The sequence below is a fragment of the Mycobacterium sp. NGS11 genome (assembly GCF_059813315.1).
In genome coordinates, this window is the sequence record NZ_JCALEJ010000015.1 from 73290 (window position 1) to 99115 (window position 25826).

Annotated in this window: 20 protein-coding genes and 1 pseudogene; 13 read left to right on the forward strand and 8 right to left on the reverse strand. The window is 61.7% G+C overall.

What is annotated here, in order from left to right; translation table 11 throughout:
• Positions 1–63 precede the first annotated feature (63 nt).
• Together AC5Y4T_RS17540 and AC5Y4T_RS17545 are read left to right on the forward strand one after the other, a co-directional pair.
• Complete coding sequence (locus AC5Y4T_RS17540; RefSeq protein ID WP_232526900.1) at positions 64–1470, forward strand: type IV secretory system conjugative DNA transfer family protein; 1407 nt, start codon at positions 64–66, stop codon at positions 1468–1470.
• 14 nt (positions 1471–1484) lie between these two features.
• Positions 1485–1640: a hypothetical protein gene (locus tag AC5Y4T_RS17545; RefSeq protein ID WP_158514582.1), complete on the forward strand. Its 156-nt coding sequence runs from the start codon at positions 1485–1487 to the stop codon at positions 1638–1640.
• A 447-nt stretch (positions 1641–2087) separates the two neighbouring features.
• Here the strand turns inward: AC5Y4T_RS17545 and AC5Y4T_RS17550 are convergent.
• From AC5Y4T_RS17550 to AC5Y4T_RS17560, 3 genes and pseudogenes are all read right to left on the reverse strand, one after another.
• A pseudogene (locus AC5Y4T_RS17550) lies at positions 2088–2289 on the reverse strand (FHA domain-containing protein); the annotation flags it as partial.
• Between the two features lie 78 nt (positions 2290–2367).
• A complete protein-coding gene (locus AC5Y4T_RS17555) occupies positions 2368–3186 on the reverse strand; it encodes a hypothetical protein (protein ID WP_069953629.1) in 819 nt (272 codons plus the stop codon).
• On the reverse strand, positions 3176–3559 hold the full coding sequence (locus AC5Y4T_RS17560; RefSeq protein ID WP_072501481.1) for a helix-turn-helix domain-containing protein: 384 nt from the start codon (positions 3557–3559) through the stop codon (positions 3176–3178). Before AC5Y4T_RS17560 ends, AC5Y4T_RS17555 begins: the two co-directional genes overlap by 11 nt.
• Positions 3560–3687: 128 nt before the next feature.
• On the opposite strand from AC5Y4T_RS17560, the gene AC5Y4T_RS17565 reads away from it, so the two are divergent.
• The 8 genes from AC5Y4T_RS17565 (at position 3688) to AC5Y4T_RS17600 (ending at position 14488) form a co-directional block, all read left to right on the forward strand.
• Positions 3688–4134, forward strand: coding sequence for a hypothetical protein (locus AC5Y4T_RS17565; RefSeq protein WP_499954537.1), 447 nt, complete (start codon positions 3688–3690; stop codon positions 4132–4134).
• 38 nt (positions 4135–4172) lie between these two features.
• The gene (locus AC5Y4T_RS17570; RefSeq protein ID WP_499954539.1) at positions 4173–5222 is read left to right on the forward strand and encodes a hypothetical protein; all 1050 of its coding nucleotides are present in this window, start codon (positions 4173–4175) and stop codon (positions 5220–5222) included.
• An 8-nt stretch (positions 5223–5230) separates the two neighbouring features.
• The gene (locus AC5Y4T_RS17575) at positions 5231–6157 is read left to right on the forward strand and encodes a conjugal transfer protein (protein ID WP_083533341.1); all 927 of its coding nucleotides are present in this window, start codon (positions 5231–5233) and stop codon (positions 6155–6157) included.
• 34 nt (positions 6158–6191) lie between these two features.
• The gene (locus AC5Y4T_RS17580; RefSeq protein WP_232526901.1) at positions 6192–6509 is read left to right on the forward strand and encodes a hypothetical protein; all 318 of its coding nucleotides are present in this window, start codon (positions 6192–6194) and stop codon (positions 6507–6509) included.
• Positions 6503–9418 carry an ATP-binding protein gene (locus tag AC5Y4T_RS17585; RefSeq protein WP_499954542.1) on the forward strand — a complete coding sequence of 972 codons (2916 nt, stop codon included), beginning with the start codon at positions 6503–6505 and terminating at the stop codon, positions 9416–9418. The genes AC5Y4T_RS17580 and AC5Y4T_RS17585 overlap by 7 nt, the downstream gene beginning before the upstream one ends.
• Positions 9415–11571, forward strand: coding sequence for a hypothetical protein (locus tag AC5Y4T_RS17590; protein ID WP_072501175.1), 2157 nt, complete (start codon positions 9415–9417; stop codon positions 11569–11571). Before AC5Y4T_RS17585 ends, AC5Y4T_RS17590 begins: the two co-directional genes overlap by 4 nt.
• Positions 11568–13373 (forward strand): AAA family ATPase, encoded by a 1806-nt coding sequence (locus tag AC5Y4T_RS17595; RefSeq protein WP_069953636.1) that lies wholly within the window; start codon positions 11568–11570, stop codon positions 13371–13373. The genes AC5Y4T_RS17590 and AC5Y4T_RS17595 overlap by 4 nt, the downstream gene beginning before the upstream one ends.
• A gap of 530 nt (positions 13374–13903) precedes the next feature.
• Positions 13904–14488, forward strand: coding sequence for a metallophosphoesterase family protein (locus AC5Y4T_RS17600; protein ID WP_069953637.1), 585 nt, complete (start codon positions 13904–13906; stop codon positions 14486–14488).
• A gap of 349 nt (positions 14489–14837) precedes the next feature.
• Here the strand turns inward: AC5Y4T_RS17600 and AC5Y4T_RS17605 are convergent, their stop codons facing one another.
• On the reverse strand, positions 14838–15047 hold the full coding sequence (locus AC5Y4T_RS17605; protein WP_069953639.1) for a hypothetical protein: 210 nt from the start codon (positions 15045–15047) through the stop codon (positions 14838–14840).
• A gap of 3 nt (positions 15048–15050) precedes the next feature.
• Between AC5Y4T_RS17605 and AC5Y4T_RS17610 the strand changes: the two genes are divergently transcribed.
• From AC5Y4T_RS17610 to AC5Y4T_RS17620, 3 genes are read left to right on the forward strand one after another with little or no spacing between them, the layout of a single operon-like run.
• Positions 15051–16214: a DEAD/DEAH box helicase gene (locus tag AC5Y4T_RS17610; RefSeq protein ID WP_232526949.1), complete on the forward strand. Its 1164-nt coding sequence runs from the start codon at positions 15051–15053 to the stop codon at positions 16212–16214.
• Positions 16199–18067: an ATP-binding protein gene (locus AC5Y4T_RS17615; RefSeq protein ID WP_069953641.1), complete on the forward strand. Its 1869-nt coding sequence runs from the start codon at positions 16199–16201 to the stop codon at positions 18065–18067. The genes AC5Y4T_RS17610 and AC5Y4T_RS17615 overlap by 16 nt, the downstream gene beginning before the upstream one ends.
• Before the next feature lie 20 nt (positions 18068–18087).
• A complete protein-coding gene (locus AC5Y4T_RS17620; protein ID WP_499954553.1) occupies positions 18088–18990 on the forward strand; it encodes a phospholipase D family protein in 903 nt (300 codons plus the stop codon).
• A 16-nt stretch (positions 18991–19006) separates the two neighbouring features.
• Here the strand turns inward: AC5Y4T_RS17620 and AC5Y4T_RS17625 are convergent, their stop codons facing one another.
• From AC5Y4T_RS17625 to AC5Y4T_RS17640, 4 genes are read right to left on the reverse strand one after another with little or no spacing between them, the layout of a single operon-like run.
• A complete protein-coding gene (locus tag AC5Y4T_RS17625; protein WP_072501177.1) occupies positions 19007–19849 on the reverse strand; it encodes a phosphoadenosine phosphosulfate reductase domain-containing protein in 843 nt (280 codons plus the stop codon).
• Entirely contained in the window at positions 19846–23388 is a 3543-nt protein-coding gene (locus AC5Y4T_RS17630) for an ATP-binding protein (RefSeq protein ID WP_145929514.1), read from the reverse strand. Before AC5Y4T_RS17630 ends, AC5Y4T_RS17625 begins: the two co-directional genes overlap by 4 nt.
• Positions 23385–24464 carry a DUF4007 family protein gene (locus tag AC5Y4T_RS17635; protein WP_083533344.1) on the reverse strand — a complete coding sequence of 360 codons (1080 nt, stop codon included), beginning with the start codon at positions 24462–24464 and terminating at the stop codon, positions 23385–23387. Before AC5Y4T_RS17635 ends, AC5Y4T_RS17630 begins: the two co-directional genes overlap by 4 nt.
• The gene (locus AC5Y4T_RS17640) at positions 24461–25732 is read right to left on the reverse strand and encodes a cysteine desulfurase family protein (protein WP_198419695.1); all 1272 of its coding nucleotides are present in this window, start codon (positions 25730–25732) and stop codon (positions 24461–24463) included. The genes AC5Y4T_RS17635 and AC5Y4T_RS17640 overlap by 4 nt, the downstream gene beginning before the upstream one ends.
• Between the last annotated feature and the right edge of the window lie 94 nt (positions 25733–25826).

Below are 25826 nucleotides of genomic sequence, written 5' to 3' on the forward strand. Positions count from 1 at the left end.
TGGTGATAGCGAATGTTGCTGCTCTGGTAGACGTTAGATTCCGCTCACGTCGATGATGGCGTGGTGGCCAACGAACCGTACAGCCCGTACTGCGGACTCACCTACAATCGCGACAACGTTGCCGTGCGCGCGGCGACACCACCGCACATCCTGGTGAGCGCGCCGACACGTACGGGCAAGACACGCAGGATTTTAGCCCCGGCGGCGCTCGTGCATCCAGGGCCCGAAGTCTTGGTGTCGTCGAAACCCGACCTGGCAGAGCTTGTTTTGACGCGGCGTAACCTGGGGATCACCGGCGTGCTCGATCTGCGTCCTGAGCACACCGAGGTCTGGCCCGCGGGGGTTAGGCGTATGGTCACTGACCCCACCCGCACGATCACGAGCGCCCATGAAGCATTGACGGTGGCTGAGACCATGCTGGCGACCTCGGGCGTGGGCTTTAGTGGAGCTGGTGGTAACGCTGTTGCCGCGGGCGGACTTTGGGAATCCCAAGCTGCGCCACCGTTGGCATGTCTGCTTTACGCGGCCAGCCCATTGGGCAACAGCTTGGGAATGCCCTGGGTACTTGATGCCGTGCAAGATTTCGGTATCGACGGCAACTCAGAGGAGAGCAAGGGTGACCAACCTATCCCCGGGCTGGGTCGTCCGTCGTGGCTGACCGCCTACGGGCTTTGCGAGCAACCGAAACTTGCGGCGCCGCTGTACGCCGTGATCGCCGGAATGGACTCGCGACTGCGTGACAGCATCAAGATCACCGTCTCCAAGGCCGTAACACCTTGGCTGCGGTTGGGTTTGAGCGCCGACGAGGGAGCACCCCGCTTGAGCGCGGTCGATCGCATCAGGGTGGAGTCATTTGACGTCCGCATGCTTGATGAGCCCGACGCCACACTTTTTGTGATCGCCCCCAACACCGGCTCGGTCGCCGGCGCCGCGGTAGCTCTGATCGACTCGATCGTCCGGCATTTCCGCCGCAAAACAGCGAACCACGACCTGACTCATCGGCTGCTGCTCGAACTCGACGAAGTATGTAACTCCTGCCCGTTGCCGGATCTGCTGACCTACGTGGGGGAGTCAGCGGGACTGGGTGTCAACATCTTGGCGACCGTGCAAGCATCGTCACACTTCGACGTCGTGTTCGGACCCAAATATGCTGATGCCCTGCGAGATATGTTCCCAGGCACGCTGATCATGTACGGAGCTCATGAGCGCCATCTGCTCGAACAGGCCTCACATTGGCTGGGAGAGACAACCCGGCGCACCGAAGCCTACGAGCCCACAGGTGGGAGCCGTGGCCAATCCTCGCAATTTGGCCAGGCGATCGGTTGGCAGGAACTGCTTCCCCAAAACCGCGAAGAAGCACAGCTTTTGCAACGCGGCACCGCCGGCGAGCGAGTCCATATCCCGGACTGGACAGAATTCTTGCCGCTATTCGACGAAGCGGTACAGCGCCGAATCAAGAAGGCCCAGTAAAGACAGTTATGAGGATGAGCGCGTTGATGACGGCGATGACTGCGGCCGCGCCGGCCGCGACGTCGTATTTCGTGATCATCACCCGGCTGTGGTCGTGGCAGCGCCGTATGAATCCTGCGCGTGGACGCCGGCAACGGGCAGTGCCGTCGTTGATCCATGGTGAACATTGATAAGTCCAATGTGCGGCGAGCGCGGCCGGCAAGCCGATGGCGATCGCCCCCAGGAGCATCAGCCAGAAGTGGTCGCGGACTATGTGCGCCAACAGTATCCAAACAATGAAGTCCGCCCCGGCCGCTGAGCCTGTTTGGCGCGCGCTTCGGGCAGCCGCCGTCGAGGGTCTGTAGCGGCTGGCCCCCGGCTGGGTCGTGCCGCGCGATGCGCGAGGGCGGAGGCATACGTTGGTGACTGAGCGTGAATCGACCGCACGTGTGCACCACACGCGGGACAGTCTGCTCTGGCGGCGGCGCTGTGGTGACCCTTAACCGGTGCTGTGCACTTCGGCATAACCAATATTAAGCAAGGACAGCGCCTTTGCGCCGCAATCGATTGGCGTGCGCCCCGTGGCCGTAGCGACCCTGGCCCGCGCGGTATCAGGCCGTTGTGGACGTGGTCAGGAAGCTGTCGACATCGACGACCTGGAATTTTCTGTTCTCGCGCCGGAACTCGGCGTGGTGCTCGCTGACGGTGATGTCGTCGAGGACGATGTCGTTGTCGGCGCCGGCCGGCGGATGTGACGGGCTGATCCAGCAGGAACCGGGAACCGGCGTTGGGGCCGCGCTTCACGACAAGCAGGGCCGAACCTCTCGGCCGTCCTTCGACTCTCCAGTCCTTGTTGCTTACGTGCTATTTCTTATCGGATGGTCGTGGCGTACTCCCCGTGGTTTTGCCGGTGAGCCGTCAATCAACCGTCTGGTGTATCGGGAGCGCCTCTGAGCTGACCGGATCGAGGTGTTGGTTGGTGGGGCCGAGCAGTGAGGTGATTGCGCTGATTAAACACCAGATTGCGATGGTTGTGGCGGCCGCGGTCCCGGCAAGGATGGGCGCCCAGTGGATAGGTGGTGGTGTTCTGCGACGCGCATGCAGGGATGGCGGTATGCGCCGGGCGGGGCCAGGTTCAGGTAGCGGGTCTAAGACGGTGGTCATGGGCAGTGTCGGCCCGAGAATGAGGTTGTCGTCAACTTCGACAGCTTCCGGTGTCAGTGGCCACCAGTCGCTGGATCCTTCGACGGCCAGCCAGCCTTCGAGGACACCGTAGACGGCCGCAGTGAGCAGGGTTGCAGGTAGTTGTGCAAGGAGCCACGGAATGATCAGCTCGCCCCAGAGCCCTGGGGATTGGTCATAGAAGGGCAGAGGCAGTTCTGCTAGCGCGCCGCCGCACAGCAGTGCCGGTATCGGGTAGGCGCGAAGCCGTTCGGGGATGAGCGTGACGATGAGTCGGTAGGCGATTTTGCCCGCGGGCCAGCCGATTGGAGCGATGGCCGCGCAGGTTAAAACAAGTGCGGCTTCGATTGATCCGCTGGCCGAGGTGGCCGAGCGCATCGGAAGCGGCAGGGCGACGTCGTCGTCGTGCGGGTCGGGTCGGGCGCCGACGTGGCTGCGTGTGTGGGCGCGAATTTTCTTGGCGAGCAGTTCGGCGCGGCGCTTCTGGAAGACGAATATGCCCGCGTGTGCAGCGATCCAGGCCCGGCGTTGGTCGTCGAAGATCTTAGCGGGCATGCTCGGCTGGTTCTCGACTTGCCAGGAGTTCGGTGAGCAGCTGGCGGGCGTCGGCCAAAATCGAATGGCATTGCTCGACAAGGCCTTCGACGGCATGCAAAACGGTGCGTACGTGGGTGTCTTGGGGTGGCGGTGTGGCTGGGACCCCGCCGTCAAGGATCGCCTTCGATGAGCCGGGGGCCCAGCCCAGGGCTTCGTCGAGGCGCATCAGCGTGGCCAGCGACATGGTGCGCGAACCGTTGCTGGATTTGTGCAGTGTCGAGCGGTTGGGTCCGCCGCGGCGGGCCAGTTCGACACGGGAGATGTGCAGGACCGCCAGCCGTTCGGAGACGAAGTAGTCGAGCCGCGCTGGGCCATCATTGGATGCGTTCACGACCATGAAACTACCTAAAAGCAACCATTATCGTCTAACAGTGTGGACATAATCGCCTATTGCCGCTTACGGTTGCGTGCATAGGCGCTCATCCAATCCAGCGGCGCCGAGAACGAAGGGACAGCGCGATGAAGGGGCTTGTGGCGACGATCGCAGTGCTGATGACCGTCATCGCTGCGATCATGTTGGCGATCGTCGAACTGCTCATCAAACTCGCGCCACTGCTGGTAGCGGCGGGATGCGTATGGGTCGCGGTCAAGCTGATCCGCGCACACCGCGATCGCCAGGCCGCCGACGAACAGCGTCTCGCGCAGGCGTGGAGCAGGCCCGCTCTCCAAGCGGTACCACAGGTGGCGCCATCGACACTGCTGCCGCCGGTGATTGGTCATCGCGAACGCATGTATGTGGTGCGCGGTGAGGACACCGGCTTGGTCTCTGACCGTGATGACGGCTATGTCAATGTTTCGGCGTCGGCATTGCCGCGCGTGCACCGCTTGCCGGCCACCTATCATTACCGGCGCAAATTCACCCCGCGCCGGGCTACGGAGCACCGTTCGGGGCGGCGGCGGCCGTGAGCTCGGTTTCTGATCAGCAATGGCTGCGTCAGATCGGGGTGGATCTGGACGCCGATGCAGAACACGACAACGACGCCCTCGAGGACCGCGACAGCACCTCGGCCGACGAGTCAGCCGGCGAAGATCCCGATGACGAGAGCCCGGGCAGCGACAACGCCGTCGGACCCGTCAGCGACGATCACAGTGCCGACGATTCTTCTGATCTGTTCGTCGACGCCGGCGGTGACCACATCACATCGGCAGAGGGCGAAAGCCCCCGTGCGCACGCTGATTTGGACCAAGAGACCCAACAGCGAACCCGCAGATACACACCGTGGGTGCTTGGTGCGTTCGCTGCCGTCGTGGTGTTGGCCACGGTCATCACCACGCTCTGCGTCACAATGTCAGGCCCCGATAACGCCGCGCTTAGCCCCCACGAGCATCACGATAAATCAAGCGTCGCACCGACGCTGGCAGCAGCACCAGTTCCGCCGCCTGCTGAGGGCGGTGATCACCCGCTGCCGTTTGCCGCATCAGCCGACTGCCCGGCGGGCGCCTCAACATCGGCGAAATCCATTGCCGATCCCGACAAGCCAACGCCGTGGATCTGTGTGCGTCACACCGATGGACAACCGCTCTATATCACACTCGGGCCCGCTGGAATCGAACACGCATATGTGATCACGGCGGTCAGTATCGTGCCTGGGGATACCGCTGCGGCCCAAGGGGCCGGCGGTGATCCGTGGCTACAGCATCGCGTCGTCACGTTGCTGCAATGGCAGTTCAATGACACTGCACATACGATCGTCGACCAGGACACGGGCAACGTTCACGGCGAAGCCGTCAAACCGATTCCGGGGATCAGCGCGTCGAAAATCACTGTAATTATTCGTCAAACCAGCCGTCCGGTGGCCGCCCTCCCGCCCAGCGCATCGGCTCCAGATGGCGGACCGTTCGGCGGGATCCTGGGCGGGCCCTCCCCGGCCACCGGCCCGCAACCGACCAGCGGCCCTGACCCGAGCGGCTTTGGGTCAGGACACGACACCGATCCCAGCGACGGAACGTTCGCGGTGTCGAGCATCAAAGTCATTGGGCACAAAGCGACATAAGGGACGACGTGGTGCGAATCAGCAATGTATGGATGAAGCGCCTCACGGTGCTAGGTCACGGCGCCGGCCGGGTGGCTTTGGTGATTCTTGTGGCCAGCTCCTCCATCAACGGTATCGCCTTGCTGTGGCGGTTCATCTTTCCCCCCGAACCGCCGCCGGTGGCGGCGCTAGCCCGCGATGTGATCAACGAGACCGATCCGGTGAAGGCGTTCGCCGTGAACTGCGTGAAAGGCTTACTCACCGGAACTGCGTCGGGCGCTGCGAATTTGACGCGCTGTTTTCCCGGTGGACAAAAGTACGAATTGCCCACAACGTCGTCGATGACGGCGTCGAACCCAGTGGCGTGGGCCTCTAAGCGCAAGACCTTATCGAACGACATCGTGCTCTACAGCGTGAAGGTGCAAATCGACGAGCAGCCCTACCCGTCAGCGCCGCCGACGACGGCCTTCTACCAGCTACCGGTGGCGGTATATAAGGACAAAGGTATTCAGGCTCTCGACCGGATCGGCAGGGTTGATACGCCCCCTCCGGGCGCCTATGTGCCCCTGGGGTACTCAGCGCCCATCGTGGCGAACAGCCCACTGTTTACGATGCTGTCTGGATTCGCGACGTCGTTTTTAACCGCCTCGGGTGGGCTGGAGCGGTTTATCACCACGGACTCGGGCATCACGCCCGTAGGGTCCTACTCGTCGGCCACGGTGACCGCCGCGCAGGCCGACAACAATCCGCCCGACGCGCCCACCGATGACAGCGAAATAGCCACGCATATCGATGTTTCGGTCCGCAGGACCGATTACACCCTGGTATCGCTGTCGTATTCCCTGACGCTGCGTTCGGTGGGGGGCACCTGGTTCGTCGCCCAGATCGACGCAATCCCAGTGTTGGCCGACGCGACACCGACACCGGTTCCCACGACGGCGGTAGCACCCCACTAACCGTCACTTCCGTTGAGAGAAAGAGGGATTGACCATGATTGGACAGTCATCGTTACAGGCGCTGGCTACCCATAGCACGAACGTGGCTGCCGGGACCGGCGTGATCAACATGAGCCACGAGGTGCTCTACATCATCGTCGCAGTCGGCGGCACATACTTCCTGGGCAGCGGCATCGTGCGCGGCATGAGAGACCATTGGAAGCGCGGCACAGGCGCGGGATTGTCAGCAATCGCTGGCGGCGTGGCTCTTGCGGTTGTCGTGGCCCACATCGTGGGTCTCTATCAGCGCGGCAATCAGGAATTTGAGCACCTACCCGGCAGCGTCGGGCACTCCAATACCCGCGGATGGTGACCGCAGCCCCGGTTGCCCCACCACGGCCCGTCGAAAAGGCCGAAACGTGGTCGGGCATCCGTGACATCGACATCCAGATGGGGGAGGCCGCTCCCGGCCAGGAATGGCCCGGAGGCCCCTACCGGGGGATCGAATGGGTGGCCATTGCCGCAATAGCAGGACCCACCCTGTGGTGGGTCGACAGCCAGCCCTCCGGAACCACTCTTCCTGTCCTCGCCGCCGGACTGGTGCTGTGTGTGGTGACCGTTGGGTTGATGCGATTACTTTTGCCCAAAGGTCGGCCGTCGCTATCGGCACGGGCCGTGTTTTTCCGCAACACTATTCGCCCGCCTCACCTGATCACGTCGCAGCATCGGCGCTCGTACAAGCAGCTCCGTGTCGATTCCAGTTTTGACCCGCCCGACCGTGTCGAGGGAAATCTGGTCTTCACCGCTGGCGGAGTCCATGCCGAATTCTTGATCGATGGCTTGTCGGTCAATATGCGCTCTCTGGACGTCCACCGGCGAGCCGCCAGACTGACCCGCAACTTGGGGCGCTACTTGCCCTCAGGCTCGCAAGTGCGCGGGCTGCTGGTCGCTGAGGACCAAAACGCCATTATGCGGGCCATGGTGGGTGCGCACACTACAAACCCGGCCTGGATTGGCCAGTGCAAGCATTGGGTGCCGATTATCGCCAAAGCCAACAAATGGGTCCCCACGGGATACCGCGGGCCCGTGCGCCCACGGTTTTGGCTCTCCGTGCCTGTCGATGCCGGCACCGCGGGACGCACACCGCTCGGACAGGGCAGACGTGCATGGGATTGGGTCAGCGGACGCGACAAAGACTCGAGCGCATCGATCCATCACTACGCCGGTGTCGCTCGCGCGATCTGCGCCGCCTTACCGGATGAATTCCACGTTCGCGCGGCCAGCCCCGCGCAAATCCATTGGTACCGACGCCATCGCGCCATGCTCGGTGTCATCCACGAGCCGATGCCACCCAGCAACACCGGACCGTCCTCACTCAGTGGCGGCGATTTCCCGAGCGTCGCTTTCGACGAGGGTAACAACGCCCAGCGGCCATGGTGGCGGCCCAGTCTCAAGGCTTTGGTTCGTGTCTATGATCCCGACGACCCCGCTTACACATCGAGCTATCAGACGTTTTTGACCGTCGAGCACTTCCCCGAGACCGGGTTGGCGTTTCCGCGGGCGTCGTATTTGAATGCGCTGCTCAATGTGAACACCCAAGCCAGTATCGAGTGGACCCAGCACATCTACATTCGGACGCCTGAAGATGCGCAAGCCCGTAATTTCCGCTACACCAAAAACATCAAGGACCAGATGCGTCAGCGCGGTCATCGCGGCGCTGAAAATGACGAACTGCCAAGGAAACTGGCACGGACGCGGGCCTACACATCTCATCTGAACGGCAATCCCGCCGAGCGCGAGCTCGACCACACGGTGGTGATTGCGGTCGGGGCTGACTCACCGCAGGTCATCGACGATGCTGTCAAACAGGTCCGTCAGGAGCTCGACACAGTCGGTATCGCTGTCAAACGCCACCGCGGCGCCCAGGCGTTGCTGTGGAAGGCATTCAATACCGGAAGTGAAAACGCGTGCCCGCTCGATGAATTTCGCAATCCCACCAGCGCACATAAGTGGTCGCTGTTTTTGCCGCTGGTTTCTGGGCGGGTGGGCAATGTCAGGGGCAGTGCGTTGGCCATCGACCAAACCACGATGCGACCGGCGGTCATTCTGCACGACCCTGAGGGAACTGCGCGCCGAAACAAGAACACCGGGTTGGCCGTGATCGGGGATCCCGGCGGCGGAAAGTCCAACCGCACCAAACTCTCTGCGTATGAACTGATCCTGCGCGGCGGCCGGGCTGTCATATTCGAACCCGACACGATCGCTGAATGGAAACGGGCCCTCACACCAATCGAGGGTGTGCGATTCATCGACCCGACCACGCCGCAGTACCTGTATGACCCGCTGGTGATCTTCCCGGCTCACCTGGCAGGGCGTATCGCGGCCGCCCATATCCTTCCCTGGATTGGGCTGTCCTACGACAGCATCCTCGCTAAGCGCTACCGACGCTTGCTGCGGCCGGAAAACAGGGCCAGCAAGGGGATTACGAGCCACCGCGCGCTGCTGGACTATCTGCGCTCACAGCCAGACGCCGACAACGACGAGCTGCTGTTACGCCTCGAAACCGCCCAAGAGGATTTCCCCGGGCTTTTCGACGACCACTTGCCATCGTACCGGCCCGAAGACTCCCCGGCGACGGTCTACCTCACAGGCAATCTGGGCTTGCCCGGGACCGAGGATCTCACCAAAGCCGATCTCTACGCACAGCTCTCGGGAACCCAGCGCGCCGGCATGGCAATCTATGGCCTGCTCATTGAACTCGAGCAGCGATACATGTTCGATCGCCTGGACGTATTCGACGTCATGATCTTCGAGGAGTGCGCCGAACTTCTCGCGTTCCCCACGACGGCGCGCATTGCGCACAAGTTCACTCGCCGTGGCCGCAAGCACGCAAGTGGGATCTGGCTCATCACACAGGATTTCAGGGACCTTGCCCGTATGGGGGACGAATTTATTACGCAAAAATGGATCTTTCGCGTCCAAGACCCTGAACTCGCCTACGCAACGCTCAAGTGGGCCCGCATCGATCCAGAAATGTATCCCGAGCTTGTCAGCGCGTTAAGCGAGGACACCAGTCCTGGCTCCACCGCCGATGAGGACGTGTTCTCTGATCGCGGGGAGTGGGGCGGCTACGTGACCGAGGCCGGGGCGGTCGATCGGGCCCGACTCGGGGAAGGCTTTTTGGTCGACGAGCTAGGACGGCCGGCTCGCGTTCAATTCTTCGGCGCACCGACCGAAGAACAGGCACATGCATTCGACAGCACCGCGGCGGGCATCGCATGACCGCCAGCGATTCCCTCGCAGTCTGGGTGCTTGAGCACCCGCGGTTGCGCCGGGTGATCGGCGCGATGACAGGTGTCTACGTGCTGTGTTTGTGGGCGGTAGTGGCCGCACCCAAAGCCTCGGCGGCCGTGGGTGCTGCCGCGCTGGGCTGGACGGGCCTACATGACATGGATAACGTGCCGATCGCTGACTACTTCCTCTCGATGGTCGACACCACTGAAGCCACATTGAACAACGGCCAGCATGTCAGCGCGATCGACCCCGGATCGTGGGGAGCCTGGATCGCCAATGCCACCCAAACCGCGATCTCACATAGCACCGCAGCCTGGTGGTTGACCAACGAAGCCGCACTTGTGGTGTTCGCTATCGGGATGGCCTTGTGGCTGTTGCGATTTGCAATGTCAAGCTCGTGGCTGCTTGCTCTTGTCCAAATCGGACGTCCCGTTTTCGCTGCGGTCAACACGCTCATCAACGAGATGTGGCTCGGGCCGTTGGCCATCGCGCTATGTGTCGTGTTAGCGGGGTATCACCACCAGCAAGGTCGGCCGGCCCAGGCCCGCAACCTGCTGGGCACCGCCGCGGTGCTATCCGCCTTGGTGTGGACCGTCTTTCGTGACCCCATCGACGACCTCGTCAGCGACCACGGCCTTTTGGGGATGGGTCGAGCCACCGGCTTTCAGATCGCCCAGGACGCCCGACAGAGTTCGTATGCTCCTGGCCAGTCGCTGGATACCCAGCTCGACGCACTGCTGGCACAGCTGGTGTCATCGACGGCGCGCCCCGCTCTACAACTACAAAACTTCGGCATGGTCGTCGACGACGTGGGCACCTGCCGCCAAGCCTGGACGCAGGCCATGCTGGCCGCGCACAGCCAAGGACCTGGACCGGCGCACGCGATGGCCGGGTGCGGCGCACCCCAAGCTTTGGCCCACGCCCAACAATTGGGCGCCAACGACTTCGTGCTGGGGCTGGCGTTCTTGTTCGCGGCGTTCTGGATCGGCCTTTTCATCTGGTACGTCGGCGTGAGTACATTGCTGGTCGGCACCAAAGCCACCTACTACTGCATCGTTGTGGTGCCCGCGGCGATGGTTGGCATGACCGGTTGGACGCGCGGCAAGAAATATGCGATGCGCTGCGTCTCGCAGGTGTTGTTGCATGGCGTCGAGATGATGATCTTCACCGTATTTTTGGCGCTCAGCGCGGTCGGAATGGGGTGGGTACTCACCACTCCACAACTGGGACATGGCGGCGCCACCGTGCTACCGCGACTGTTTCTCGTGGGCTTGGGTTCGTTCGTCGGCATCTTTTTGTTCCATTACATCGACAAGCATTTCTACACAGACAGTTTGGGCACGATCGCCCACCACATCAGTGGGGCGTGGCGCTCCACAAGCGGTGCGGTGCGCGATGAGTACAACGATTACGCCGAGACCGGACGCAAAGCGCGCGGGCTGTTTCGCCGGGCAACGCGTCGCGGCGGCGATGACGATGGAACCGGCGACGACGATGGTTCCGATGACAACGCCGACACCTCGACTCCGGGTTTTGATGCGCTCAAGCCTCGGCCCAGCCGGGTGCGGGGCGAGGAGGAGACGACGGCGACCCGCGCGGGGACGACGACGCGGGCGGCAGCAGGAAAGTCAGGGGCAGATGAGGCCGCGGCGACCGTGGGTGAACATGCAGCGGCCGCGGCAGCAGAGGGTGCTGGCGCCACGGCGGCAGAAGGCGCTGCCGCAGCTGCCGCGCCAGAGTTGATGATTCCCGCTGTCGTCGCGGAAAAGACCGTCCAGTACCTCCGCCACCACCACCAGCGCGACGGCTCAGACCCCACGTTCCAGCAAGGCGGGCCCAGCACCAAAAACATCCAACACCCTGCATCCAACGCGGACAGCAACGGCCAGTCAGGGGCACCAGATCAAGGCGACTCGTCGCCGATGGCACCCTCAGATGGGTTGCCGGCGCTACCGAGCCATCCGCGCCGCCCCACCCAGGGCGCGGGCCGACACCAAGCGCCCCCGGCGGCAACCCCTGATGACGATCCCGACCTGCGGGTAGATACATCATCTGAGCAGCAGCGACCGATCGAGCCGTCAGGTGCGGCCGTAGAATTTCGGTCACCGCCTCGACCACGAGCAAGGGATGATCGCCAGTGAGTGCCCGTGACTACTTCGACATGGGAGTTAACCGCTTGGGCTCGGGTGGGGCCGCGGCCGATCACGCGGGAGCGCGAGAGGCGTTCACCCAGGCCACCGACATGGATCCGGGCATGTGTGATGCATGGATGGGGCTGGCGGTCGCCGGCGATGCCAGCCTTAACACCTTGCGCGGCGCATATGACGCGCTCTCGACGTTGCACCGCGAAACACGTCGGATTGGCCTGGCAGATTCGGCGTTAGCGCCAACGGTGTCTACGCCATTTCTCATTGATCTATATCCACACACTCCGACCGGGATCACCATCGCCTACGCGGCGACGCTCATTGGCCAAGGCGACTACGACGCGGCGGAGAAAATTCTCGACGAAGTTGACCTCACGGTTGAGCCCGGCCAAGCACCGATACACCGATTCGTCGGGGCCACAATGTTTTTCCTGACTCGCCGCTGGCCCGACTTGTTGACCTGGACGTCGCAGGCCTCATCGAGCAGCGGTGGAATCGTGGAGTGCGCCACACGGTTACTCAAAGGCATCGCCCAAGCAGGGCTGGGACAGTTCGACGCCGCGCTGGCCACCTTGACTTCCGTCGCAACACAAGTCGAACAAGCCAAGCTCGACCAAAGCGGCATCGATACCTCGCACCTACTAGCCGAGGCGGCCCTCTACCGCGGTTTGTGCCATCGCGCCTTGGGGGACGAAGCCGCCGGCCGCAAAGAATTCAGCGCTGCCAGCGTAGACGGTCAACTGCGCCCAGACGCCGCGGCCGCGCTCGATGACCCGGGCTACGGCCTCACCGTCACCACCGCGGACGTGATTGCAGCCCGGTCCAATCGGTGGGACCCGGACTCTGGACCCAGCGTGGCCGACCTGCGCAAGGCCCAACAGCGCAAAGAAGCTGTACGTGTGCTGGAGCGCGCCGAACGCGAACTCGACGAATTCATCGGCCTTCGCCGCGTCAAAGAGCACGTCAAGGAACTCAAGTTCGTCAAGGTGTACGACCAGAAAATGGCCGAGCGCGGCGTCCAGGTCGGTGAACGCGATACCTTGCACATGACACTGGTCGGCCCACCAGGAACCGCGAAAACTTCTATAGCACGGCTGATTTGCGAAATGTATTTCGGACTGGGCATCCTCGAGTCACCGGAATTCATCGAAGTCTCCCGCAAGGATCTTGTCCACGAGCACATTGGCGGCACCGAAATGAAGACATCGGGGGTCCTGGAATCTGCAAGAGGCTGTGCACTGTTCATCGACGAGGCCCCCGAACTCTACGTAGCCGACAACGAGCGGGATTTCGGCCGCATCGCTCTCGACGTCATCATGAAGTTCGCCGAGGACCATCGCCACGACACCATGATCGCCATGGCCGGCTACGCCCGGCCAATGAATCAGCTTAAGAGCGCTAACCCGGGTATGCGGTCACGATTCCCGTTCCAGCTCGAATTCACCTCCTGCGATACAGAGGACCTGGTCAAGATCGCTGAGCTATTCGCAGCACGGTTTCATGTGGCCGTCGAACCTTCCGCTCTTTCGCGTTTCACCAGCACGGCCGAGTGGTTGTGCAATACGCCAAGTACACGCCCCGGTGGGCCACACATGCTCATCGATGTCGCCGCTAACGGCCGGTTCGCCCGGACCGTCATTGAACAAGCCCTCCGCAAAGCCAAGGCCCGCATCGCGGCGGATCCGGCGGTGGACTTGCTCACGGCCGACTTGAGCAGCATTAGCACGATCACTCTGGCAGATATGGACGCTGCCCTCACCGATGTGCTGACGGCCCTTGAGCTCGTCGCTCCTTGAACCACCACCGTGCGCACTAAAATACGAATCGTGGTAGGCCACAATGACGCATACCGCCGAAGAAAACCTGCTACAACGAGCCTTACCGGAATACGGCGACTACAGTCGCCGGACCAAGAAACTCATCCCGCTCACCTGGTAAACATTGCCGCTGAGTGCGATTGGTGGGAACGCAGCCGTTCTCGATCAGCGCCCACATGATTGACGCCGGCCACGTTTTATCAATCGCAACGACGCTCTGACCAGCAGAAACATGGACATATTCACGCCGACCCAGCGATAAATGAATCCCGGGGATGATGTCAGCGTTCCGTAACATCGCTGAGCTCGTCGCAGTACCGGAACATGGCGGTGGCTACTCTCCCATCAACTAAGGCAGCATGATCTCCGGGAGCAGCAAACGAGCCCAAGAACGGCGCACAAGCCGGCGAAGTGCTCGAGTCCATTGCGAAGACGCTTCGGCGTTGTCAAGGTTGCGGAATGAGGGGCTACAGCACAATGGTGCGCATGTGACTCAACAGCATCGCCGGGTGCAGGTCTGGTACACCTCAGACCTGCATATCGGGCATCGCTTGGTCGCTGGGCAGCAGGGTCTTGGTGCCGCGGATAACTACGAGGTGAAGTATCTGATCGCCGGTAATCACGACGGCATGCATCCCATGCATGCCGACTCCCACAAACTGCTGCCGACCTACTTGGAGGTGTTCGCTTCCGTGCAGCAGTCCGCGAGGCGCAAGCTAGCCGGCCACACGCTGCTGCTGTCACACTTCCCCTACGTGCATGCTGGACTTGGCCATCACGTCGAATCCGACAATAGTTTCGACCAGTGGCGCCTGCCGGACATGGGAGCCTGGCTATTGCATGGGCACACCCGCGATTCAATCCGACTCCGCGCCAAGTCGATCCATGTCGGCGTCGACGCCTGGGTTCTCGCCCCGGTCTCCATCGGCACCATCGCCGCCCTGATCATGCAGAATGCCCTGACTGGCGGCGGCGTCCGGGAGGTCGAGGCCGGCGCTGCCGTACATGAAGCTGACAGCGAACACAGAGGCACAGTTTCCGAGGCAGCTCACACCATATCCGGCCAGTCGGACCTGAATCGATGGCTCGCATGAACAATGTTCGGCGGCCACATCGAAGCGACGAACGCCTCACACAGATGAAAGCAGGTCCCCAAGGGGCCGCCCGTGTAGCGGCAATCAGCTTCTGCTCGAAGGCCGCATGATGGTGTGGTCACCAGGATTTCCGTTCGCCAGCATCCTTTCGAATGCCCCTGTCGAGTATGCCCGCGACCTGCTGGGCGTCCGCCTGTGCCGGCTGCTTGATCTGCTCGCTGACGGTCCAGCCGAAGACGATCGCATACGGTCCGTGGCCGCTGCTGTTGTTGACGTCGAGCCTCTTCTCTGCGTGGCAGAGAATCGAGAGCGATTGTTCGGCTACCTACCTGTTGCAAAACGGTCCGAGCTAGCCGACCGTCTCGGCCTTCCAGAATCCGATGACCCGACCACTGCATTGCTTCAGCTGGCGTGGACGAGCCCTCGGCGTCGCGTTGCAGGTGAATTCTTCGGCGTGATTGACGACCCAGCGCCAGCGCCACCGCCCGAACATCGCGGCGTCGATGGCCAGTACGGCCTCTTCCCGCATCAGCGACGCGCGGCGAACCAGATCCGACACCTAATGGAGGAAGGGCCAAGGAGGGCGATCTTGCATCTGCCGACGGGCGTTGGGAAGACCCGGACGGCCATGAACCTCGTTTGCGACTATCTCCGACTCACCGAACCAACAGTTGTTGTTTGGCTTGCGCGTGGTCGAGAGTTACTGGAACAGGCCGCATCCGAGTTCGACCAAGCATGGGGGCAACTTGGCAATCGGCGTGTTGAGGTCATAAGGATGTGGGGAACGGCTTCCGCCGACAGTGTCAACTTGGCAGACGGGATAGTTTTTCTTGGTCTCGAAAAGGCGGCATCAACGCTACGAACGTCGTCCGACTTTCTGACGCGCCTCGCGATCAACACGAGGTATGTCGTTTTCGATGAGGCACACCATGCAATCGCCGGAACATACCAGCGCGTGGTCGATGACCTGACCGTCCATCACGAGGCGCGGCTGCTTGGTTTGACTGCCACTCCTGGTCGGACGTGGGCGGATATTGACGCTGATGGTCACTTAGCCGATTATTTTGCACGGCAGAAGGTGACTCTCGAGATCGAGGGATACGACAATCCCGTCACAGCCCTGATCGAGCAAGGCTACCTTGCGCGCCCCGAATTTCGCACTGTCACAGCGGAGCACGGTATCGAGCTGACCGAGATAGATCGCGCTGCACTGTCGGATTCGTTTGACATTCCTGCACACATTCTCGCCGAGCTTGCCGGCGACGAACAATGGAATCTGCAAATCGTGCACACCGTGCTCGATCTCGCCAAGTCGCATCGGCGAATTCTTGTCTTCGCGGCAACCGTCGAGCATTGCCGGTTGCTGGCGTCGATCGTGTCGGCATTCGGAGTTGACGCAGACTACGTCACGGGGATGTCGCCTTTACGACGGCGTTCTCGTGCAATAGGGCGCTTCAGCAGCGTGTCCCAGCGACCGATGGTGTTGTTCAATTACGGAGTCCTTACCACCGGATTCGACGCACCTGCTGCCAGTGCGGCCGTCATCGCGCGGCCGACTGCATCGCTCGTGCTGTATAGCCAGATGGTTGGTCGGGTTTTGCGGGGGCCCAAAGCCGGGGGAACTGCCACCTGCGAGATCGTCACCGTCGTCAATACGGCGTTGCCCGGTTTCGGCGACGTTGCAGAGGCATTCACTAACTGGGAGGACGTATGGAAGAGCCGTTGATCCAGAGCTACCAGATCGTGAGCCCCGAGCTCACTGTAAAAGCAATGCGCGACAGCGGGTACAAAAATACCGCGTACGCGCTTGCCGAACTGATCGACAACAGCATCGACGCCAACGCACGAGAAGTTGAGGTCTTTGCCTGCGAGTCGAAGACGGACCGGGGTGCTCAGGTGCGCGCTCGGGTTGACACGATCGCGGTGTTGGACAACGGCACAGGGATGGACGCTGACCTCTTACGACGGGCGTTGCGTTTCGGCGATGGAAAAGGGGTTCAGCCACGACGAATGGGAAGGTTCGGCATTGGGCTCCCGAATTCCAGTCTGTCGCAGTGTCGAAAGGTCGAAGTGTGGTCATGGACGGCTGGTCCAGCGAATGCGCTTCATACCTATCTCTCCCTTGACGAGATCCATGACGGACTCACCGAAGTGCCTGAACCGAAGCATGCTCCGGTACCCGGGCAGTGGATGGACCTCAGTGAGGCTGTATCTGACACAGGCACTCTGGTTGTGTGGACGCAGCTTGACCGAGTGCAATGGTTCGGGGCGGCCGCAACCCTTCGCAATACCGAGGAGCTGATCGGCCGCATCTACCGCCACTGGATCGCGTCGGGCAAGGTAAGTATTCGTCTCGTGCCAGTGCGCGACGGCGCCACGTTGGAGGGGGTTCGTGACACCCGCCCGAACGACCCCCTCTACTTGATGGCACCGTCGCAGACACCTGATCCTTTCGCCAACACCCCAATGTTCCAGCCATACCCCCTTGGGGAGGCTGGCCCACCCGGGGAACTCCGGTATCCGATCAAAATTGATGGCATGACACACGAGGTGACCATCCGGGCTTCCATCGCCCGGCCAGAAGCGCGGCGTTGGGACATCGAGGGGCATCCATGGCCTGATGATGCTCGGCCCACGGTCGAGCCGGGTCATCAGAAGTGGGGAAAGCATGCGGCACGCAACGTCGGCATATCGCTGGTTCGTGAGGGACGCGAACTCGATCTCGACTCGACATGGGCCATCGGCTATGACCCAGTCGAACGCTGGTGGGGTATCGAGGTCGCCTTCACCTCTGATCTGGACCATGTCTTTGGGGTGACGAACAACAAGCAAAACGCCATGATCTTCTCGCAATTGGCACGACTCGACATGGACGCCGAGACAATCGACGGCGAAACCCCCAAGGCGATGAAGGACCGGATGGCAGCTGACGGGGACCCGCGCTTGGCGTTACTTGAGTTGGCCGACTATCTCAAGACGATTCGGAGCAAGATGCGGCGTCGGCTTGCGGCGCAGCGAGAGGGTTCACGGAAGGGCAACAAGCGCCACGAGGGTGACGATGCGACCGAGCAGGCAAGCAATGTGGTGGACCGGCGTCGAGAGGAGGGTCACACAGGGACCACGGACAAGCTCGGTGAACAAACGACGCCAGAGGAACGGCGCCAGGAGGAGATCGACAACCTCGTCGAGGAACACCAGGTCGAACGGGAGGATGCGCGGTCGCTCGTCGACGAAGCGATCGAGCACAATTGGAAGGTTCGCTGGCTCTCTGCCCACTCCGACAGCCCTGCCTTCTTCAGCATCGATCTCATGGCCGGGATGCTCCAGGTGAACTTCAACATGAATCATCCGGTGCATAACGAGCTCATGGCGGTGATCGATGACGTACCTGAGGCTGCCGACGCCGATGAGCTGCGAGAGCGGCTGCGCCGGGCTGCGAACACATTCAGACTGCTGCTGTTCTCGTGGGCGCGTTACGAAGACGAATCACCATCGGACAGGCTGCGCCAGCGGATTGTTGAGGCGCGCCAGGATTGGGGCCGCTACGCCCGTGACTTCCTCGACACCGAGGCCGATTAGTGAACGACGCATCCGCGCATGTGTGGAGCCAGATACAGGCCTTGTTATCCGGTGCTCGCAGTCGAGTGGTGCTCATCGCGCCGTTCATTAAGCTCGATGTGTTCGCGGCGGCTTTGGGGGCCATCCCCGACTCGGTCCGCGATGTATCATGCGTGACCCGCTGGTCAGTTGCCGAAGTCGCGGCGGGAGTTTCTGATCCGGAAATAGTCCAAGCCGCCGACCGAGATGGTGGTCGATGCACTGTTAGCATCTATCACGCGCTCCATGCGAAACTGATTCTCGTAGACGATGTTTCGCTGGTTGGGTCGGCGAATCTCACCGGCCGTGCAACCGGCCTGGTTCAGCCTGAGAACCTTGAGATACTGGTAGAGATTTCTTCATCCAACGAGGAAATCACACGTTTGCTTCATCGCGTGAGTCACGCCGTTCCGGCAACCAACGAACTCGCTGAGCAGATCCGTGAGCAAGCGAACATGCTCTGCGCGACAGCGCCGGACTTCGTCAAGCAGCTCGCGGTGTCCACTGATCACCATCCCCCATTCCTGCCCGTGACACGATCACCAAAGCTTCTCTACGGAGCCTATCGAGGCCAGATGTCAAAATATCCAAGCGATGTCGCTGCGGGACTTGTGACGGACCTATCGACGCTCGACATCCCGCTGGGATTAGATGAGACGGACTTCAATTCCGCAGTGAGACAGCAACTTCGCTCGACGCCAATGCTTGAGTCGCTCTTTAGTCAGGGAAGGTTGGGTAGCGTTGAACTCCAGCGCCACATCGCCCAAAACCATGGCTTAGCAGACGATCGCGCGTCCCGAGTAGCCCAGAATCTCGCTAGCTGGCTTGAGCATTTCGAACAGGTGCATTCTGTTGCTGTGGGGGCATGGGAGATCAGGTTGGGGCCCGAACACCGCCAGGCGTAGACGAATGTCGAGCACGTCACAGGTGGCAGATGCTGCAGCCGGCTTCGTCGTCGTCGTCATCGAGGGCGTTCGATAGCACCTCGATGAGCGGCTGGTTCGGTTTGACCCGCCGCGCAGCCCTTTGGAGTGCGATCCGGTGTTTTTCTTCGATGTCTGCCCGCCGCGCCAAGAGTTCTCGCAGTGATTCGTTTTGCGACCAGGTGTATCCGCGCTCTTGCATGGCGGTCGATTCATACTTGACTTTGTCCTCGTACGCGATCGCGCGGTCGAACAGCTCCGGATGCCGATCAGCTAGACCGACCCATTCGTTCTTTCGCTGGAAGAAGCAGAAGTAGCACCCGGAACGCGTCCGCCATTCGTAGTAGGCAGGCAGCCCGATGCCCGCCTCGTCGAGGATCCTCATGACACCGGCCTTGTCGATGCCCTCGTCCCGGAAGGGAAAGACGGCAGAAATGTTGGGCTTGGTGCTGATGTATCCGAGTCGGTTCTCGTCGGCGCGGATAGCAACGTACGAGATGGCACGATCGTCGCCAAGCCAGTCTTCGAGGGGCTTGATTTTGAGGTTTTTCGTGCACCAGCGCATGTTAGGGCTGGGGAGGGTGCCCTGGTAGATCTGCAGCCAATGGTCGAAGTCGCGGTCGGCGTTGAGCCGGGCAATTGGCTTGCCGAGGGCGGCTTCCAGCTTATTGAGGTACTCGTAGGTCTCCGGCAACTCGGCGCCGGTGTCGCAGAAGAAGTACTCCATTTCCGCAACCCGGTCTCGCATGTAGATCGCCAGTGCCGATGAGTCTTTTCCCCCGGAGATACCGAGAACGTGTCGCGTGTCGCCCGCGGGATCATTCGCAGACGGATCGGTCATGTCACTGCCTCCAGCACATCATTGGCCACGGAATTGCTTGCAGTGGTCGGGATTTCGGGGCGCCCCAGTAGCTCGCGTGTGATCGCCGAGAGCAGGATGCGTGCCCCGTCTGGCCCGAGCTTGGTTTCGGCGTCAGCGAGTGCAGTTTTCGCGAGATCCGATGCAGCTCGATGCGCATCCAAGGGTGTGTAGATCATTGTTCGCTCCTCTTGACCATCAGGCGTCGTCAAGGTGAGTAGTTCCGCGGTGAAGGGCTGTGCGTCGGCGTCGAGCTGTGCCGATTGGTATAGGTAGCTGATTCGGTCGAGGGCCCGCGACGTCTCTATCAACTGCCGGGGGAAGTCCTCAGCGGCGGCGTCGTTCCAGTCGCTCATTGCGGCACCGGCGATTCGAATCACGAACGGGTCAAGCCATTCGTCGTCCGACAGTTGATCATTGAATGCAAGTGAAACCAGGCCTTTGATTCGGGGTTCGAGTAAGGCGCCTGCGAAGCCACGGCATCGAGCAGCGAGGTCTCTGCGGAGGTCTGCAAGATCTGGCGGAAGCCGGAACGCAGCGGCGATGTGGTTGATGGTGTCGATTCTGAGACGCGACTCGGCGCTGATGATTTCCTCGACTGCTTTGGCAAGGCGTGCCGCGTAGTCCCGTGCCGCCGCCGCGTCGATCGTTTTAGACCGCGATACACCCTTGATACCTAGTGCGTGTGGCAGTTCGCGAAATATGAGGTCAGCAGGATCTCGCGCATTCAGCAGAGCCGTGCGGACGGCGATCGAATCACGGCTGAGGTGAGTAGTTTGCCGCGCGTGGCGATTCAGAGTGCGGACGCGGTCGAGTAGCGCCTCTGCGACGCGGAGCAGCAGGCCATTTCGATTCCGGATGGCCCTCGGTGGAATGCCCGGGTCGGTGAACTGTTTGGCGAGCAGTTCGAGAACCTTGCGACGTTGTCCGTTGAACGCACCGACCGACTTGACTGTGAATCGCTGCGGGCTCTTTGTCAGGCGTTCGACGACGTCGGCGGTGAGTCGCGGTTGATAGGTACCTTCTTCGAACAATGCGATCTCATCGCAGTACACAATGAGTGCGGCCAGCACGATTACGGGCGCGACGCCCATCTTGACGCCGTAGGGGGGCGCGACGAGCTTAGCGAACACGTCTGTGAGCGGCATCTGCTGCTCGGCACAGTGCAATTGTTCGGTAAGTGCATGCCATGCCGGGTGGAGCGAGCTCTGTTCGGAAGGCGCTGCGAGTTCGTAGATACCGGCTTCGGTTGGGCCGCGGTGCAGACCGAGGTATTCGAGGACGCCGCCGTACATTGCGCGGTCGGGCCCGAATCCGCAAATGCCGAGATGCTCGTCGCTGGCCTGTTCAACCATGCGGGTCATCAGCTCACGACGTGCCTTGGCGCCCTGACTGGTGAGTTGGTGGCGACCAAGCATTTCGTTCCGGATCTGGGGGGTGTGCCTGAACGTCAGCCGACAGGCCTCGGATACGACACCGGCCATGCTGCGAGCATCCAACAATCTGGATCGCCAGCCGTCGGCGTGATCTTGTTCGGCGGCAATGAGGCGCCATTCGGTGCCCACGCGTGCTGGCCGGAACACGTCTGCAAGCGTCGCCGCGAGCTTGCTGGTTGCTTGGCTCAGACGTTCGACGACTTCGCGACGCGCGACGGAGTCCATCGCGTGATCACGGCTCAATTCACTGAGTGCGTACACTTCCCGCCCGGCATCGAGTACCGCGGCGGAGGCATCCGATGTGCCGACGGCAACCGGTAGCTTTGTTTGGACGACCGGAAGCTGAGAGCACGGACCGACGTGGAAGAGCAGCAAACCGTCGGTGCCGGAGTCGATGTCAGGACCGACGATTTCATCGCCGGTCGCGGAGACCGCGGTTACGAAATGCCGCAGCATACCGGTCAGCTGACTATGTTGGCCAGCGACGATGGCGGGAGGCAGGTGGTTCCGCACTAGCTCAATGACTCCGGAATCGTCGCACCGCAGACGGATGTTATCGATTTGGGCGCGGATGTCGGTATCACTGCCCCACCAGACTCGGTACTCGTCGTTGAAGTCGCGGTAGACGAGGAATCCGCGCTCGATGAGCGAGTCGAGCTGGCTTCGAAGGTGATCTCGTGCCGCTGCCCCGGGACCATCGGAGAGCGCGAAGTGGATAAGGTCGAGGCTGGCGCGAAGTACACCTGCCGAGTCGATCAAGTTGAGGAGACCGATCGTCTTGATGATGTCGAGATCACTGTCGGGCAGCCCGTGTGCTTCCCCGATGCGGGTGTCTATCTCGATCCATCGACTGGCCGATGATGAGGCGAAAACCATTGTCCTGCTGGACTTCAGGAAATAATCGTAGAGTTGGGGTAGGCGGACTGCCGGCATCTGGCTGGATGGCTCGTCGGCCGGAGGCGTTGCGAGGAAGCTGTGGATGGTGTGCGGTTCGTCGCTCGCGAGAAAGCCGACGAGAGTTCTGTCATTCTGGCCGATCTGGGCGGCGAGCAGCGGTGCCGAGACCGCGACCAGCGGATGCAATGGATAAAGCGCGGCGAAGAGAGGGGAGTCGCTAGTCAGCACGCAGTTGAGCCCGTGTTCCGTCCAGTTGCGGGCCATGGTGTCGGCGTAGGAAGCAATCCGGCGGCGGTGGGTTCGAGACACCTTGGTTTGGTCAATCGACCGAGCGATGAGCCGAACGGCGTCGTCCACGTCAGTGGTCATCGTGATGTCGTCGAAACGGCCTTGAATCTTTACCCATTCACGGCGCTGCAACTGCGTCGAATGTGCGGCGTAGTCCAGGAATGACATGTGTTGCAATGTCAGGAGAAAAACCGGCAGGCCGTTGGTGCCGGCGCTTGCTTCGGCGAGTTCCTGCAGCAGGAACAGATCGTCATCGCTGTAGGCTGGCGAGGTACGTTGTCCGCCCAAGTATTCGAGGGTCTTTCCGAATTCGTCGATGACGAGGAGGATCGGCGAATACGTGCACAGCGTGCGGATAGCCTTGAGTGTTTGGCTGTTCGAGGCGGCCCCGGCTTCGATCGGTGCGAGAACGTCGCGGACATTCTTTGGAGCCTGACGAGCCCACCGTCTGGTTGCGGCGTTGGATAAGGCGCGGCCGATCGTTGCGCCGAGGGGTTCGCGCCGAGCCGTCGCCACCGCGCTGAGGAAGCCGTCGGGTGTCGCATCCGACGATGCTCTGCTGAACTGCTCGGCGAGTTCACGGTCGGTGGCCGAAACATATTGCAGCGCCTGTGCGCGGCGGTTGCCATCGGGCCCAAGGAGCGCTTCGAGCAGGAGCGCAAGAGTCGACTTGCCGGAACCATACGGTCCGGTCACTGACCATGCCCGGGTCCGCGTCTGGTCGGTGAGTGCGCGGCCGATGCGCTGCAGGGTTTCGTGTGCTCTGCGTCCGAACATCAGGGGCGGGAGTGGGTCGTTGTTGATATCGCGTTCGAGGTTCGTCGACCGCAACGACGAGGCGGTCACGGTGATCTTCTCGGTTGGAGATGTGGTACGTCGTGTTGCCTGCTGGGGGCTCATGCAGACGCACCTACGGCCCACGTTTTGCTGGTTGGTTCCGCGTAAACCGGCTCAGCGCCGCGGATCTCGTACGCGTTGCCCCACGCCGTCTTTGTCGTGCGCCAAGGGGTGCGGCCGGTGTGGTAGTGGCCGTCGAGGACGTCCCAACCGATCGTGGCAGGGTCCTCTCTGAACACGAGGCTTCGGTGGCCTGCTGCCTCGGTCATCTGAAGTCCGGGGTGCGCGTCGCAGACCTCAGCTAGTGCGACCGACAGATCCGCCTCTCGCAGGTGAAAACCGCGACCAGGGCTTCCTGGCTCATTTGCCAAACGAGCCAGGGAGACGGATCCGGCGCCTTCTGCAGCTGTCGCCGCGTAGTCCAAACAGGTGTAGGCGATCACGCGTGGCGGCAGGCTGGTGCGGGCTACGTCGGTGAACCGCCAGATACGGGTTTTCTGCGACGAGTCGGCTACCGATTCCAAGAGACCCAGTTCACGGAACGGGCAGTCCAGGAGATCCTCGAAACTCCCTGGCGACCCGGTGGCGGCTTTGCGTGGTGCGTACATTTTGGTAACGCAGTCGACGTCTCGAGCGACTGACGCTTGTACCGGAGGTTCCCATCCGCATCGTCCGACGTGTCGAAGGACGTGGTCGGCCAGCTGCTCCTCGGTGAAGCGAGAAGTCGAGAGTCCGTGAAAAGCAACCCACCAGGTTGGTGCTTCACAGCGCGTTCCCTCCTGCACCGACAACAGCCACCAATGCAGCAGCCAGAGGCTAGCGGGGTCTTCTAGGTACGGGTCCGCGCCGTTCTCGTCGAGCAACCACACTGCCCGCCAGGTTGGTAGCGAGACATTTGCACGTGAACTCCCCCCTTTGGGACGCTCGACGGTCAGCTTGAAAGCGTTAGACCAGTATCGAATCGCACTGACCATGTTCTTGCCGACGCCGAGAACAACGGGAGCATCCTCCCGGAGGAAGACCTCTGAGTCCGTGGTGACGGCGCGGAAACCCTTGTGCAGCCAGCCGAAACGGGGCGCGAATGTTTCATGGCGGGCGAACCGAGGGTTGGCCACGTCCCTAAGTTGAATTTCGATCAAGGAGTGCCCCCCGAGCTCACGAAAGTGCTTGTCGTCCGGTGGTTTGCGAGTAGACGAGAGCGGTTAGGAGATTCGCCGCGCAGCGCAATGCGTATTTGGCGCGCGGCGGACGATACTGCGGCGATGGCGATCTCGATCTCTTGTTCTGTGGTGGCGTATCCAAGTGAGAATCTGATTGAGCAATCTGCTTCGTCGCGCGTGCGGCCCATGGCGGTCAAGACGTGACTCGGCCCCTGCGCACCTGCGGAGCAGGCACTGCCATCCGACGCCGCGATCGATGTCATCGCGGAGAGCATCGCGTCCGCTGGCAGACCGGGAAACATCAGGTTGCTGACCCCTGGCAGCCGCTTGGTCGGGTGCCCGTTGACCTCGACGCCGGCCACAGAGTCGAGGACGGCTGCCTCAAACCGGTCGCGCAGGCGCTTGACCCGGCGAGCTTCCTCTGTCATCGCAGCACCAGTCGCGGCGGCGGCGGCCCCAGCACCGACGATGCCGGCCACATTCAAAGTTCCCGCGCGCCAACCGCCTTCTTGACCGCCACCGAAGACGGCAGGGCGAAACGGAATATCGGCGTCACGTCGAATGAACAATGCGCCAACTCCCTGAGGGCCACCGAACTTGTGCGCCGACAAGGACAACAAGTCGACATCGAGGTCGGTGACATTGATTGGCAACCGGCCGACCATCTGGGTTGCGTCAGTATGCAGAAGTACCCCCTCGCCGCGGCAAACCTCGGCGAAGCCAGCAAGGTCGCTCAGGACCCCGGTCTCGTTGTTTGCTGCCATGACTGACACGATGTTGACATCCCGCCTCGATAGGATGGCGCTAAGTTCATCGGGGTCAGTCAGGCCTTCTCGGTTCACAATCAGCATGGTGACTGTCCCACCGGATATGTCGGCGAAGGCGCGTGAAGCCACAAGCACGGAGGGATGTTCCACAGGCGTCGTCACCGTGGTGCCGCGGCGAGATGCTGCAGCCCCCAACGCCAAGTTGTTAGCTTCGGTCGCGCCCGACGTGAACACGACCTCACCTGGCGAACAACCAATTAGGTGTGCGATGCGTTGGCGCGCCGTACGGACTGCATCCGAAGCGGACCGGCCATACGCATGCACGCTAGAAGCGTTGCCCACCCCGTGCAGATGCGGCAGCATCGCTTCAAGCGCCGCCGGACGCAAGGGGGCCGTCGCGTTGTAGTCGAGGTAGACGCAATTCCCCGCGCGCCATTCGGCTCGCATGTGGCGCTCCTCTCGCTGATCGCTGATCATCATAGCCTCACTCCTGGACATCTTTGAGAGCCTCGCCCGAGGACCGTCCAGGAGTGAAGATGGCACTGATCGAACATACGTTCCCATACCGACAAGT

What these genes read in the sequence shown, in the direction of transcription:
- AC5Y4T_RS17615 (WP_069953641.1), top strand. Translation starts at nt 16,199, where the DNA reads ATGGAAGAGCCGTTGATCCAGAGCTACCAGATCGTGAGCCCCGAGCTC.
- AC5Y4T_RS17625 (WP_072501177.1), bottom strand. Translation starts at nt 19,849, where the DNA reads ATGACCGATCCGTCTGCGAATGATCCCGCGGGCGACACGCGACACGTT.
- AC5Y4T_RS17545 (WP_158514582.1), top strand. Translation starts at nt 1,485, where the DNA reads ATGAGCGCGTTGATGACGGCGATGACTGCGGCCGCGCCGGCCGCGACG.
- AC5Y4T_RS17640 (WP_198419695.1), bottom strand. Translation starts at nt 25,732, where the DNA reads ATGATGATCAGCGATCAGCGAGAGGAGCGCCACATGCGAGCCGAATGG.
- AC5Y4T_RS17580 (WP_232526901.1), top strand. Translation starts at nt 6,192, where the DNA reads ATGATTGGACAGTCATCGTTACAGGCGCTGGCTACCCATAGCACGAAC.
- AC5Y4T_RS17630 (WP_145929514.1), bottom strand. Translation starts at nt 23,388, where the DNA reads ATGAGCCCCCAGCAGGCAACACGACGTACCACATCTCCAACCGAGAAG.
- AC5Y4T_RS17610 (WP_232526949.1), top strand. Translation starts at nt 15,051, where the DNA reads ATGGAGGAAGGGCCAAGGAGGGCGATCTTGCATCTGCCGACGGGCGTT.
- AC5Y4T_RS17590 (WP_072501175.1), top strand. Translation starts at nt 9,415, where the DNA reads ATGACCGCCAGCGATTCCCTCGCAGTCTGGGTGCTTGAGCACCCGCGG.
- AC5Y4T_RS17565 (WP_499954537.1), top strand. Translation starts at nt 3,688, where the DNA reads ATGAAGGGGCTTGTGGCGACGATCGCAGTGCTGATGACCGTCATCGCT.
- AC5Y4T_RS17555 (WP_069953629.1), bottom strand. Translation starts at nt 3,186, where the DNA reads ATGCCCGCTAAGATCTTCGACGACCAACGCCGGGCCTGGATCGCTGCA.
- AC5Y4T_RS17585 (WP_499954542.1), top strand. Translation starts at nt 6,503, where the DNA reads ATGGTGACCGCAGCCCCGGTTGCCCCACCACGGCCCGTCGAAAAGGCC.